Below are 12,491 nucleotides of genomic sequence, written 5' to 3' on the forward strand. Positions count from 1 at the left end.
CCGCAGCGTGGTCGGTCGACGATAAAAAGGGCGCCCATGGGCGCCCTTTGCATTGCCTGGACGGGGAGCAGGCCGCTCAGTAGGCGTTCGGGTCCTTGCGGATCAGGCCGATGGTGCGCAGGATGATCCGCAGGTCCATGAAGAACGACCACTTGCGCAGGTATTCCAGATCGTAGTCGACGCGCCGCTTCATCTTGTCCAGCGTTTCGGTCTCGCCACGGCAGCCATTCACCTGCGCCCAGCCGGTGATGCCCGGGCGCACCTTGTGCCGAACCATGTAGCCCTTGATGAGCTTGCGATAGGTCTCGTTGTGGGCCACCGCGTGGGGACGCGGTCCGACCACGCTCATGCGCCCCTGCAGCACGTTGATGAACTGGGGCAGTTCGTCCAGCGAGGTGCGGCGCAGGAAAGCGCCCAGCGGCGTCACGCGGCTGTCGCCGACCTTGGCCTGGGTGATCGTGTCGCCGTTCTCGCAGACCGTCATCGAGCGGAATTTGTAAACCAGGATGCGCTCGCCGTCGAGGCCGTAGCGGTACTGGCGGAACAGCACGGGGCCGGGCGAGGTGAGCTTGACCGCGATGGCGATGAGCAGCAGCAGCGGTGAGATCAGCACCAGAATCAGCGCCGCGACGACGAAGTCGAACGCCTGCTTGCAAAGCCCGTTGATGCCGGTGAAGGGCGATTCGCAAACGGCCACCACCGGCAATCCGCCCAGGTCGTCGAGACGCGCCTGGATCAGGTCGGTCATGAAGAAATCCGGCACGAAGTAGATCGACACCGTGGTGTCGCGCAGTTCGTCCAGCAACTGGAGGATGCGCGGCTGACTGCTCATCGGCAGGGCGATGTAGATCACGTCCACGTCGTGCTTGCGCACGTAGTCGGCCAGATCGCGGATCTGCCCCAGGTGGCGGATACCGGAACGGGCGTGACGCCCCGCGTGACGGTCGTCGAAAAAACCGAGGAGGCGCTTGCCGACGCGCCGCGAGCGCTCCAGTCGGTCGGCCACGGCCAGGCCGGCGTGGCTGGCACCGACGATCACCGCCCGCTGCCGGTAGCCCGCGCGGGCCATCACCATCGGCGTCAGGCTGTGGGCGGCGTGGCGCGCCAGCGCCGCGGTGGCGGGGCCGACGAGAAACCACGTGAGCAGGACTTCCGGCGCGTAGGCGTTGCCGAAACCGGTGATCAAGCCGATCAGCGAGAGCACCCCGAACACCGCCACCCCCTTCACCCAGCTTCCGCGATAGAGCGCCTTGAGGCCGCTGTCGATGTGCATCGGCATCGGCTGGGCGAGCAGGAAGACCGTGATCGCGAGCACCAGATAAGCCGGTTGCCAGGCAACGCCAAACCACTTGGCGACGGCCAGCAGGCTGCCGGAAAAAGCGATCGGGTCGAGAAGGGCCTCGAAGATGGAGATCAGCGACAGGTGGGATTTGATGCCCGGGTCGTGACGTTCGATGGCGGCCTGCATGGCGGGGTATCGGCTACGTGGGTTGTCTGAATTGATGCGGACTGTACTGTAAGTTGGGGTACGTTAATGTCAAATTTATTGGATATGTGAATTTTTTTGCAAAAAACTGTGCTCAGATGGGGTTCATTTGCAAAATGCGTAAAATTTGGCTTGATTTCATTTGATCCTCCCTCAAGATGCTGCAACTTGCCAACTGAGGTGCGGATTTGCGTGAATTTGGTGTTCGTGTCGGGGGTGTTTTGCTGCTCGTCGGGGCCGGCTTTCCGGCGCTCGCCAGCGAACCGTCGCCCCTGCGCGTCTCGATCATGCTGGGTGAAGCAGAGCGGCCGGGTCTGCTCTTCGAGAGCGACGAGCTCGATCCGCCCGAGCTCGCGCTGACCCGCGGGCTCAGCGAGGCCTCGGCGCGGATCGCCGCCGAGATGCGCGGCAGCGATCCGATCGACCTGCCGCTGGGCAAGGGCATCGGATCGCGGATCAGCCTGGGCGAAACGCTGACCTACGACAGCAACCTGTTCCGCCTCTCCGGCGCGGCGGCGGCGAAGGCCGCGGGGCTTGCCGGAATGGGCGACTGGTACAGCGTGACGAAGCTCGGCCTGGGGTTGGACAAGTCCTACGCCGGACAGCAACTGGTACTCGAATACGAACTGTCGATGACGCGCTACGGCGCCTTCGACTTCTTGAACAACAACGCCAACACGGCGGTGGGCCGCTGGCGCTGGAGCGCCGGCCCCGACTGGAAAGGCGAGCTCGCGGCGGAACACCGGGAGGCGATGGACGATTTTGCGTACTACCGGCAGCAGCAGCGCAGCCTCGCGGTGACCCGCCAGGTGAGCGCCGGCGGCTTCTACCAGCTGATGCCGGACTGGCAGGTGGGCGTGCAGGCGGCCCAGGGCAGCCGGCGTTATCCGGACGGTTCGCGGCCGAGCAACGAGATCGATTTCACCGGGCTCGACACGGTGCTGCGCTATGTCCCGGAATCGGGCGCGGTGGTCGCGATCACCCGCCGGCGGGCGCAGGGGCAGTACCCCAACGCACCGATCACGAGCACCGGGCTGTCGGAATCGCGCTTCGACCAGGATGAACTGTTCGCCGAAGCCAACCTGCCGCTGCGCAGCGGAACCCGGCTGCTCGGGCGGGTGGGCTCGGTGACGCGCACCTACCAGCGCTTTCCGCAGAACAACTACTCGGGCCGCAACGCGATGCTCGGGCTGGACTGGCAGGTCACGCCGCGCACGACGCTCGGCACCACGCTGCGCTACGACATCGAGCCGGCGCAGGACTTCGTCTCCAACTACGTGGCCGTGAAGGGGCTGCGGCTGGGGGCCGTCTGGGCCTATTCGACCAAGCTGCGCGTGGAGAGCCGGCTGGAGTGGCGCGACGCCCAGTACCGGGGCGATCCGGGCTTCGGGGTCAGCACCGGCGCCCAGCGGGAAGACAAATCGATGCTGGCCTCCGTCGCCGGCACCTGGCAACTGGCGCCTCGCACGCGCTGGATCACCGCCCTGACGCGGGAGCGGCGTGAATCCAGCGAGGCGGGCTTGAGTTTCAACTATTGGACATTGGCGGGGAGTCTGCAGTGGGTGTTTTGATGAATGGCTGGATGCGCGGCAAGGCCTGGCTCGGCGCGGTGGTCGCCGGCTGTGTGCTGGCGAGCGCGCCGGCGGTGGCGAAGGATGGGGTGGCCGAGCCGGCGGCGCAGGAATACCGCCTCGGGCCCGGCGACGGCTTGAAGATCTCGGTGTTCCAGAACCCCGACCTGAGCCTGGAGACGCGCGTCTCCGAGACCGGAGCGATCAGCTACCCGCTGGTCGGCAACGTGCAGGTGGGGGGGCTCAGCGTCGCCGGGGCCGAAAAGGCCATCGCCGACGGGCTGCGCAAGGGCGGCTACGTGCTCCAGCCCCAGGTGACGGTGGTGCTCCAGCAGGTGCGCGGCGCCCAGGTGGCGGTGCTCGGCCAGGTCGCCCGGCCCGGCCGCTATCCGCTGGAAAGCACCGCGATGAAGGTGACCGACGCCCTGGCCCTGGCCGGCGGCATGGCCCCCCAGGGCGCAGACAAGGTGATCCTGACCGGTATGCGCGGCGGCCGTCGGGTGCGCGCCGAGATCGACGTGACCGACCTGTTCGTCACCTGGACGCCCGAAAAGGACGTGCCGATCCAGGCCGGCGACACCCTCTACGTGAATCGCGCGCCCCAGGTGTACGTGTATGGCGAGGTGCAGCGCGCCGGCGCCTACCGCATCGAGCGCCAGATGACGGTGCTGCAGGCGCTGGCGATGGGCGGTGGCCTGAACCAGCGCGGTACCGAGCGCGGCGTGCGCATCCATCGCCGCGGCGAGGACGGCACCACCCGCATCCTCACCCCGCAGCTCAACGACCCGGTGCAGGCCGACGACGTGGTCGTCGTCCGCGAGGCGCTCTTCTGATCGGACCGAACATGGGAATCGCTCAAATCCTGGCCGTACTCAAGGCCCGCCGCAAGGAACTGCTCGGCGTGTGGGGCGGCGTGGTGGTGCTGGCCCTGGTGGTCAGCCTGCTGCTGCCCAAGCAGTACGTCGCCTCCACCGAAGTGGTGGTCGAGTCCCGCGGCGGCGATCCGCTGGTGGTGCAGCCGGGCAGCGGCGCTACCACGCCGGGCTTCCTGGCCACTCAGGCCGACATCATGGCCAGCGAACGCGTGGGCGCGCGGGCGGTGGCCGCCCTCAAGGTGGCGCAGATGCCGCGCTGGGCCGAGAAGTGGCAGAAGGCCTCCGGCGGGCAGGGCGACGCCAACCGCTGGATCGCCGGACGCCTGAAGAAATACGTCAAGGTCAGCCCGTCCCACGAGAGCAACGTGCTCACCGTCACCGTAACGGCCGACGACCCGAAGTTCGCCGCCGACTACGCCAACGCCCTGGCCAAGGCCTATCTCGAGACCGACCTGGAGCTGAAGGTGGAGCCGGCCAAGCAGTCGGCCGCTTGGTTCGACGAGCACACCAAGGCCCTGCGCGCCAACCTCGAGAACGCCCAGGCCCGCCTGTCCGAATTCCAGCGGACCCACGGTCTGGTGGGCGACGAGAAGCTCGACCTGGAAAGCGCGCGCCTGACCGAACTGTCCACCCAATTCACCGCCGTCCAGGCCCAGAGCACCGAGACGGCGTCGCGCCAGCGCCAGGGCGGCAGCAGCAACGAAGTCACCGCCAGCCCGCTGATCCAGGCCCTCAAGATCGACCTGGCCCGCCAGGAGGCCAAGCTCTCCGAACTCGCAGGCTACCTGGGCGAGAACCATCCCCAGTATCAGCGTGTGAAGGGCGAGGTGGATTCGCTGCGCGCCCGCCTGCGCGCCGAGTCCGGCAACGTCGCCGCGGTGGTCGGCACCAACACCCGCATCAACCAGGCCCGCGAAGGCGACCTCAAGGGCCGTCTCGAGGCCCAGAAGCAGCGCGTGCTGCAACTCAAGCAGCAGCGCGACGAGATGGGCGTGCTGCAGCGCGAGGTGGACAGCGCCCAGAAGGCCTACGACCTGGTGATGGCCCGCCTGACCCAGACCAGCCTCGAGAGCAAGTCGCGCCAGGGCAACGTGGCCTTGCTCTCCCACGCCGTGCCGCCCACCGAGGCGGCCAGCCCGAAGCTGCTGCTCAACCTCGGCCTGGCGATCTTCATCGGCGCGCTGCTGGGCATGGCGGTCAGCATCGTGCGCGAGCTGATCGACCGTCGGGTGCGCGGCGCCGACGATTTGGCCGACGCCATCGGCGCACCGCTGCTGGCCGAAATCTCGAGCCCCGTGGCGGCGCAAGGTGCCCCCACGGCCGCGCCGACGCGTTTCCTGCCCGCCCTGCGGCGCGCCTGAGGAGCCATCATGGACATGAAAACCCTTTCCAGCCGCAGCGGTAACCCGTTGTCGGCCTTCGAAAAAGCGCCGGTGGCTTTCCCCAACCTGGGCGAGATCCTCGTCTCCACCGGCCGCCTGCCGGCCGACGCGGTGGCCCGCGTCGCCGCCCGTCAGCGCGAGCGCGGCATTCCCTTCGGCGCGGCGGCCATCGAACTCGGTCTGGTCAGCCAGGCCGACGTACATGCCGCCCTGTCGCGCCAGTTCGACTACCCGGTGCTGTCGGCCGGCGACCAGGGCGCCGACCCGGAGCTGGTGGCGGCCTTCGAGCCGGGCTCGTCGCGCGTCGAGGCGTTGCGCAAGCTGCGCAGTCAGCTGGTGCTGCGGCGCATGGCCAACCCGCTGCTGCGCAGCGTCGCCATCGTCGGCGCGGCGCGCGGCGAGGGGCGTAGCTGGCTCGCCGCCAACCTGGCCGTGGTGTTCTCGCAACTGGGCGAGCGCACCCTGTTGGTGGACGGCGATCTGCGCAATCCGCGCCAGCAAACCCTGTTCCGCCTGCCGCCGGCCGGCGGTCTGGCGGCGCGGCTGGCCGAGCGGGGCGACAAGGGCGGGGCGATCCAGCCCCATTCGCGCTTCGACCACCTGTCTGTGCTGCAGGCCGGCATCGTGCCGCCCAACCCCCAGGAGTTGCTGGCCCGCCCGGCCTTCGGCGCACAGATCGCGCTGGCCCGCGATGCCTTCGAGATGACCCTGGTCGACACCCCGGCCGACGAAGTGGGCGCCGACGCCCAACTCGTCGCCGCCACCTGCGGCTGTGCCGTCGTGGTGGCCCGCCGTCATGCCTCCGCCCACAAGCGGGTGGCGGCGCTGTCGGCCAGTCTGCGCGACGCCGGCGTGCTGGTGATCGGCGGCGTGCTGCTGGACTTTTGATGAGCGCGACGCTTTCCGCCCCGCTGCCGCTCGGCACGCCGACGCCCTTCGAGGCGCGGGTGTCGCGGCGTTTTGCGTGGGGCATCTTCATCGCGCTGTGGGGCAAGCTGCTGGTGGCGGTGCTGCTCACCCAGCCGGTGATCGACGCGGAAGGCGAATCCATCTACAACCGGCTCGCCGACGCGGCCTTGCTGGCGACCCTGTTCGCCGGGCTGGTGACCTACGCCGACGCGATCCTGCAGCGGGCGCCACTGATGCTGGTGGCCGTGCCGGTGGGGCTGGCGTCGTTCCTGATGACCGAGTCGCTGACCGGCTTCAACTTCTCCACCGCGGTGTTCGAGTATTTCAAGATCGTCACGCCGCCGCTGCTCTCGGTGCTGCTGCTGCGCCTGTTCGAGCGCGAGCCGGTGCTGCTGATCCGCCTGCTGCGCATCACCCTGGCCCTGATCTGGGTGCTGATGGTGTTCGCGCTGATCGTCATGCCGCCGTCGCTCAACCGGGGTGGCGAACCGTTCTGGCCGGTTTACTTCGCTTCGCTGCACACCAGCTCCTACCTCGTGGTGGTCTGCGCGGGCCTGTCGCTGTACCTGTTCGAGGCGGGCCACCTGGGACGCCGCGTGTTCGTCGGGTTGCTGCTGTTCTCGGTGCTGCTGGTGTTCTACGGCTGGGGCGTGCGCACCTCGATGGTGGCGGCGCTGGCCTTCGGGGCGGTGGTGCTGGTGCAGCGTACCCGCATGGCGCCGGTGGCGATGTTCGTCGCGGTGGCGGTGGGGCTGGCGCTGGCCTTCGTGCCGCTGCTGTTCGGCCTGATCCACCTGCCGTCCTGGGACGAGATGGTGGAGGTGACCTCGGGCCGCTTCTCGATGTGGCTGCAGAAGATCGACATCCTCGCCAACAGCACGCTGCTCGAATGGCTGTTCGGCCACGGCGAGGGCTCGGACTGGATCGTCTCCGAAGTCTGGTGGTGGAGCGCCAAGGACTCGCACAACGACTTCATTCGCCTGCTCAACCAGCAGGGGATTCTCGGCCTGGGCGCGATCATCGCGGTGCTGGTGGTGTGGGCGGGCGCGTTTCCGCCGGGGGTCGCGCTGCCGCTGCTGGCCGCGTTGGTGGCCTCCACCGCGTTTTCCAACGGGATCATGTTCCGTCCCCAGGCCAGCCTGCTGATGCCGCTGGCCCTGGTGGCCGCCACCGCGGCCTGGCAACGCCAGCGGGAGGACACCCGATGAGCGGCTTCGCGGCCTTGATGCGCCGAGGCGAGGTGCTGGCGGTGACCGCGGCGCCCGGCGGCCAGCGCCTGCTGCACTTCGCGCTGGTGCAGACGATCTGCGGCACCGAGGCGCTGGGGCGCTTCGCCAACGATCTGTCGATCGCGATGATGCTGGGCCTGTTCTCGGCGGTGGGCTGGTCGGCGCTGGTGCTGGCTCGCGTGCCGGTGGCGGGGGAGGGGAAGAGCGCGCCGGTGATGCTCGGCCTCGCCCGCGGTGCGCTGACCTTCACCGCGTTGGCCTGCCTGCCGCTGCCGCTGCTGGCGTGGGGCGGCTGGCTGTTCGAGCCGGGCTGGACGGCGTTGCTGCTGGCCGGCTGGACGGCCTACACCCTGGCCCGCCACTACGGGCTGGCGCTGGCCACCTACCGTGCGCTGCTGGTGCTCGAAACGCTGCTGGTCGCGCTGCTCGCCGTAGGCATTGCGCTGTTCGGTGGCACGCGGGGCTGGATGGCCTACGCCGCCCTGGCGGTGCCCAGCGCGCTGCTCGGGGTGGCCGGCTTCGCGCTGCTGGCCCGCCAGGCCCGGGGCGGCGACGCGCGCCTGCCGACGGGCAGCGCCCGCACCGCGGCCGAACAGGCGGCCCTCAATTTCGTCAGCGCCGGCATGTCGATGATCCTCGTGCCACTCACCGTGCGGGTGGCGGGCGAGGGCTACGGCGGCCTGGTGGCGCTGATCGGCAGCCTCACCAGCGTGCTGCTGCTGTTTCCGCGTGCCCTCAGCTTCAACGCCCTGCCGGCCCTGGCGCGGGTCGTGCGTCAGCAGGGCAGCGCCGAGGTGCGGGCCAGCGTGGATGCGCTGCGGCGCAGGCTGGTGCGCATGAACAGCGGCCTCAGTCTGGTGGCGATCGTCGCCTGGGCGGCACTGGCGGCCTGGGGCCAGCGGCCGGATTTCGCCCTGGCCGGCGCCAGCGCGATCTTCCTGCTCCAGCTGGCGAGCTTCTACGTCGGTCAGCTGGTGCTGCCCGAAGCCAATTACCTGCAGACCGTCGAGGAGACGCGTCTGCCCCTGCGTGTGAACGTCCTGTCGCTGCTGTTCTTCGTCGTCGCCTGCGCGGGCGTGATGGCGGTGGCGCCGCGCGGCGTCGATGCGGTGCTGAGCCTTTTTGTCGTTCTTCTTGGCGCGACCCTGTCGCGCAACCTGTTATTGCGCCGGGCCGTGCAGCGCCGGGCGCCGGAGGTTTTCGCATGAACACGCTGCCCCACCGGGAGTGCCGATGAAAGTCCGCCTTGCTGTTTTCCTGCCGGCCGGGCCGGTGCCGAGCTGGGTCGTCCGCCTCGTGGGCGACTGTGCGGCCCTGCCGGGTATCACCCTCGTCGGCCTGCTGCGCGACAGCGCGACGTTGCCCGAGCCCGACTGGGCCGACCGGGTCGACGAACTGGTCTTCGACCGGGGCGCCTCGCCGCTGCGCCACGTGAGCCTCGTCGCGCCAGAGGGCGTGGCCGAATGGCGGCCCGAGCTTGGCACGCCGTCGGCGTGGCTGGCCGGGCAGGGCTGCGACGTGCTACTCGATCTGCGTGCCGCGCCGGCCTTGCTCGCCGACGGCCCCGCCGAGCAATGGACGCTGATGCTCGCCGGCCGTCCGGCGGTGGACCCGCTGGCCGGCGCCGCGCCGGTGGTGACGGGCAGCGACAGCACCGTGATCCGCCTCGAGGCGCTGCGCGGCGGCGAGGTGCTGGACGCCTCGCTGGGCGCGTCCTGCACCTTCTCGATTCGCCGCAACCGGCGCCGCGCCATCGCCAAGGGCATGGGCATGGTTCGCCGCGCGCTGCTGCGCCTTGCCGACGACGGCATGACCCCGCGCGGCCGCAGCACGGTGCCGGCCACCGCGCCGGCCAGCGCGGCCGCGACGGGGGCCACGACGCGTTTCGCGACGCTGCTGCAACGCACCGTGTCGCGCTCGGCCGTGAAGGCGCTGAGCCGCGAGCAGTGGGGCCTGGCGCTGGCTTTCGGCGACGAGATCTGCCTCGACCCGGCGCGGGCGACGCTGATCGAACCGCCGGCCGACCGCTTCTGGGCCGACCCGATGGTGTGGCCGGCCGAAGGCGGTGGCTGGTGGGTGTTCATCGAAGAGGTGATCTACAAGGAAGGGAAGGGCACCCTGAAGGCGATCCGGGTCAAGCCGGACCGCAGCTGGGCGCCGCCGGTGCCGGTGATGGAGCGCCCCTGGCACCTGTCCTACCCCTTCCTGTTCGCCTGGAACGGCGCGCTGTGGATGGTGCCCGAGAGCGGCGCCAACCGCAGTGTCGAGCTGTATCGCTGTGTCGGCCTGCCCGACAAGTGGGAGAAGGCCGCCGACATCCTCACCGGCATCGACATGGTCGATGCGACGCTCTTCGAACACGACGGCCGCTGGTGGCTGCTGGGCAACGTTACCGAGCCCGGCGCCGACAAGCACGACGAGCTGCACGCCTATTACGCCGACTCGCCCTTCGGCCCGTGGCAGCCCCACGCGGCTAACCCGGTGGTGGCGGACGCGCGCTTCGCCCGGCCGGCCGGGCCGCTGTTCGAGCACGACGGCAAGCTCTTGCGTCCCGCCCAGGTCTGCGTGCCGGAATACGGCCACGCCCTCAGCCTGCGACGCATCGAGACGCTCACGCCCACCGAATACGTGGAGCACACCGAGCAGCGCATCGATCCCGGCTGGCAGCCCGGCATCGCCTGTGTGCACACCCTGAGCCACCAGGCCGGACTCACTGTTTTCGACTACCTGACAAGACGGTCACGTTTTGCCGCTGTGCGCGGCCGCAGACCCGTGGCCTACACCACGCGGGCCCCGGAAGGGGCTGGGGATAATTCCGACGGAACAAAAGCGCAATGAGAATCGATCTGATGGGCTGCAAGGTGGACAACCTGGACATGGAGGAAACCCTCGGCGTGGTCGACGGCTTCATCCGTTCGGGCCGGCCACACCAGCACGTGGTGGTCAATGTCGACAAGATCGTCAAGGCCAGCCGCGATCCCGCGCTGCGCGAGATCATCAACGGCTGCGACCTCATCAACGCCGACGGGATGCCGGTGGTGTGGGCCTCGCGTCTGCTCGGCAAGCCGCTCAAGGCGCGCGTCACCGGCGTCGATCTGTTCGAGGCGCTGATGGCCCGCGCCGCCCAGAAGGGCTGGCGGGTGTTCCTGCTCGGCGCTCGCGAGGAGGTGGTGAGCGGCGTCGCGCGGATCTACCCGGCGCGCTATCCCGGCCTGACCCTGGCCGGCTACCGCAACGGCTACTGGAAGCCCGAGGAAGAAGCCCGGGTGGTGGCCGACATCGCCGTCACCCGCCCGGACATCCTGTTCGTGGCGATCAGCTCGCCCAAGAAGGAGGAATTCCTCGCCCGCTACCAGGCGGCGATGCAGATCCCGTTCGCGATGGGCGTCGGGGGCACCTTCGACGTGGCCGTCGGCCTCGTCAAGCGTGCGCCGGTGTGGATGCAGAACGCCGGCCTGGAATGGTTCTACCGCTTCCTGCAGGAACCGCGGCGCATGTTCCGCCGCTATTTCATCGACGACATGGCCTTCGTCGCGCTGTTCGCGCGCGAGTGGGTCCGGCGCTGAGCGGGGGAGGCACGATGGCGATCGAAGACTGGGGTTACCGCTGGCTCAAGCGCTACATGGACGCCCCCCAGTGGATCAAGGAGCCGCTGGGCCGCCTGTACAGCCTGCTGCCCGACCGCCTGCGTCACGGCAAGGATTTCGGCCGCTATCGCGCCGAGGCGGCACTCGCCGCGCCCGGCGAGATCAAGCGTCTGGCCGAGTCGCGTCTGCGCGAGACCCTCAGCTGGGCCGCCCAGACCGTGCCGGCCTACGCCGCACTGGCCACCCAGCTGCTCACCGACATACCGGCCGAGGAACTGCTGGCGCTGTTCCCGTTGATGACCAAGCTCGACTACAAGCGTAATCCGCAGGCCTACCTGTCCACCGCCTGCGGCGAGGCCGAACGCCTGCCGATGCAGACCAGTGGCTCGGTGGCCGAGCCGTTCAAGTTCTCGCTCCACAAGGGTGTCTCGCGCGCCAAGGAAGCGGCCTACATCGAGGCCTTCAGTCAGCGCATCGGCCTTGTCCGGGGTGACGTGGTGCTCTCGCTGCGCGGCCGCAACATCCGCGGCGCGGCCGCCGACGCCGGCCCGCTGCACAGTTTCGAGCCGATCAAGCGGATGCTGTGGATCAGCCCCAATCACCTGGACGCGGCCTACATGCCCGCCCACGTGGAGACCGCCATCGAACACGGCGTGCGCTTCATCCAGGGTTATTCGTCGGCGGTGTACGAGCTGGCGCGCTGGCTCGACTTCCATCCCCACCCGCGCTTCACCGAAGCGGTGCGCGGCGTGCAGCTGTTCTCCGAATCGGCCGACGACGGCATGGTGGCGCTCATCGAGCGGGTGTTCGGCTGCCCGGTGCTCGTGCATTACGGGCATTCCGAGCGGGCCGTGATGGCCGGCTCGATGCCCGACGACCACCGCTATTTCGTATGGCCGCTGTACGGCCACGTCGAGCTGATCGACGAGGCGGGCCAGACGATCACCGCGCCCGGCGTGCAGGGCGAGATCGTCGCCACCGGGTTCGACAACAAGGCGATGCCCTTCATCCGCTACCGCACCGGCGACCTCGCCATGTGGTCGGACAAGCCGCCGCACCCCGCGCTGCCGGGTTATCCGGTGCTCGAACGCATCGACGGGCGCAACAACGATTACTTCGTCGCCCGCGACGGGCGCCGCATTCCCGTGGCTTCCCTGGGCGGGCTGCGGCCGCCGGCGTTCCTGCAGGTGGAGGCGACCCAGTACGAGCAGCACGTGCCGGGCCACATCGTCGTGCGCCTGCAGTCGGCCACGCCGCTCGACCCCGCCGTGCTGGCCGTGATCGACGACTACTTCAAGACCAAGCTGCTCGGCATGGTGAATGCCGAACTGCAGGTCGTACCGCATATCGAACGCACCGCCCGCGGCAAGCGCCGCCTGATGATCCAGCACCTCGCGGCGCCCGCCGCGAGCGCGCCGGCACAGGCCTGAGCCCCGCGATCACGAACAAGAA

The 12,491-nt window shown here is 69.2% G+C and carries 10 protein-coding genes; 9 read left to right on the forward strand and 1 reads right to left on the reverse strand.

Annotation, left to right across the window (positions count from 1 at the left end; translation table 11 throughout):
• Window positions 1-76 precede the first annotated feature (76 nt).
• The gene (locus ACE3P2_RS10720) at window positions 77-1,468 is read right to left on the reverse strand and encodes an undecaprenyl-phosphate glucose phosphotransferase (RefSeq protein WP_374264244.1); all 1,392 of its coding nucleotides are present in this window, start codon (window positions 1,466-1,468) and stop codon (window positions 77-79) included.
• A 206-nt stretch (window positions 1,469-1,674) separates the two neighbouring features.
• On the opposite strand from ACE3P2_RS10720, the gene ACE3P2_RS10725 reads away from it, so the two are divergent.
• Genes ACE3P2_RS10725 through ACE3P2_RS10765 form a run of 9 tightly spaced genes read left to right on the forward strand, consistent with a single transcriptional unit; the run spans window position 1,675 to window position 12,469 of the window.
• Window positions 1,675-3,057, forward strand: a complete 1,383-nt coding sequence (locus tag ACE3P2_RS10725; protein ID WP_374264246.1) for a hypothetical protein — start codon at window positions 1,675-1,677, stop codon at window positions 3,055-3,057.
• Window positions 3,057-3,890: a polysaccharide export protein EpsE gene (epsE, locus tag ACE3P2_RS10730; RefSeq protein ID WP_374264248.1), complete on the forward strand. Its 834-nt coding sequence runs from the start codon at window positions 3,057-3,059 to the stop codon at window positions 3,888-3,890. The genes ACE3P2_RS10725 and epsE overlap by 1 nt, the downstream gene beginning before the upstream one ends.
• An 11-nt stretch (window positions 3,891-3,901) precedes the next feature.
• A complete protein-coding gene (epsF, locus tag ACE3P2_RS10735; protein WP_374264250.1) occupies window positions 3,902-5,293 on the forward strand; it encodes a chain length determinant protein EpsF in 1,392 nt (463 codons plus the stop codon).
• Between the two features lie 15 nt (window positions 5,294-5,308).
• A complete protein-coding gene (locus tag ACE3P2_RS10740; RefSeq protein WP_374264252.1) occupies window positions 5,309-6,202 on the forward strand; it encodes a polysaccharide biosynthesis tyrosine autokinase in 894 nt (297 codons plus the stop codon).
• The gene (locus ACE3P2_RS10745) at window positions 6,202-7,431 is read left to right on the forward strand and encodes a hypothetical protein (protein ID WP_374264254.1); all 1,230 of its coding nucleotides are present in this window, start codon (window positions 6,202-6,204) and stop codon (window positions 7,429-7,431) included. Before ACE3P2_RS10740 ends, ACE3P2_RS10745 begins: the two co-directional genes overlap by 1 nt.
• Complete coding sequence (locus ACE3P2_RS10750) at window positions 7,428-8,660, forward strand: hypothetical protein (protein ID WP_374264256.1); 1,233 nt, start codon at window positions 7,428-7,430, stop codon at window positions 8,658-8,660. Before ACE3P2_RS10745 ends, ACE3P2_RS10750 begins: the two co-directional genes overlap by 4 nt.
• A gap of 25 nt (window positions 8,661-8,685) precedes the next feature.
• On the forward strand, window positions 8,686-10,290 hold the full coding sequence (locus tag ACE3P2_RS10755; RefSeq protein WP_374264258.1) for a hypothetical protein: 1,605 nt from the start codon (window positions 8,686-8,688) through the stop codon (window positions 10,288-10,290).
• Complete coding sequence (locus ACE3P2_RS10760; RefSeq protein WP_374264260.1) at window positions 10,287-11,018, forward strand: WecB/TagA/CpsF family glycosyltransferase; 732 nt, start codon at window positions 10,287-10,289, stop codon at window positions 11,016-11,018. Before ACE3P2_RS10755 ends, ACE3P2_RS10760 begins: the two co-directional genes overlap by 4 nt.
• Before the next feature lie 14 nt (window positions 11,019-11,032).
• The gene (locus ACE3P2_RS10765; RefSeq protein WP_374264262.1) at window positions 11,033-12,469 is read left to right on the forward strand and encodes a hypothetical protein; all 1,437 of its coding nucleotides are present in this window, start codon (window positions 11,033-11,035) and stop codon (window positions 12,467-12,469) included.
• The last annotated feature ends 22 nt before the right edge of the window (window positions 12,470-12,491 follow it).

The organism is Zoogloea sp., assembly GCF_041911615.1.
Lineage (GTDB): Bacteria > Pseudomonadota > Gammaproteobacteria > Burkholderiales > Rhodocyclaceae > Zoogloea.

What these genes read in the sequence shown, in the direction of transcription:
- ACE3P2_RS10720 (WP_374264244.1), bottom strand. Translation starts at nt 1,468, where the DNA reads ATGCAGGCCGCCATCGAACGTCACGACCCGGGCATCAAATCCCACCTG.
- epsE (WP_374264248.1), top strand. Translation starts at nt 3,057, where the DNA reads ATGAATGGCTGGATGCGCGGCAAGGCCTGGCTCGGCGCGGTGGTCGCC.
- epsF (WP_374264250.1), top strand. Translation starts at nt 3,902, where the DNA reads ATGGGAATCGCTCAAATCCTGGCCGTACTCAAGGCCCGCCGCAAGGAA.
- ACE3P2_RS10740 (WP_374264252.1), top strand. Translation starts at nt 5,309, where the DNA reads ATGAAAACCCTTTCCAGCCGCAGCGGTAACCCGTTGTCGGCCTTCGAA.
- ACE3P2_RS10745 (WP_374264254.1), top strand. Translation starts at nt 6,202, where the DNA reads ATGAGCGCGACGCTTTCCGCCCCGCTGCCGCTCGGCACGCCGACGCCC.
- ACE3P2_RS10750 (WP_374264256.1), top strand. Translation starts at nt 7,428, where the DNA reads ATGAGCGGCTTCGCGGCCTTGATGCGCCGAGGCGAGGTGCTGGCGGTG.
- ACE3P2_RS10755 (WP_374264258.1), top strand. Translation starts at nt 8,686, where the DNA reads ATGAAAGTCCGCCTTGCTGTTTTCCTGCCGGCCGGGCCGGTGCCGAGC.
- ACE3P2_RS10760 (WP_374264260.1), top strand. Translation starts at nt 10,287, where the DNA reads ATGAGAATCGATCTGATGGGCTGCAAGGTGGACAACCTGGACATGGAG.
- ACE3P2_RS10765 (WP_374264262.1), top strand. Translation starts at nt 11,033, where the DNA reads ATGGCGATCGAAGACTGGGGTTACCGCTGGCTCAAGCGCTACATGGAC.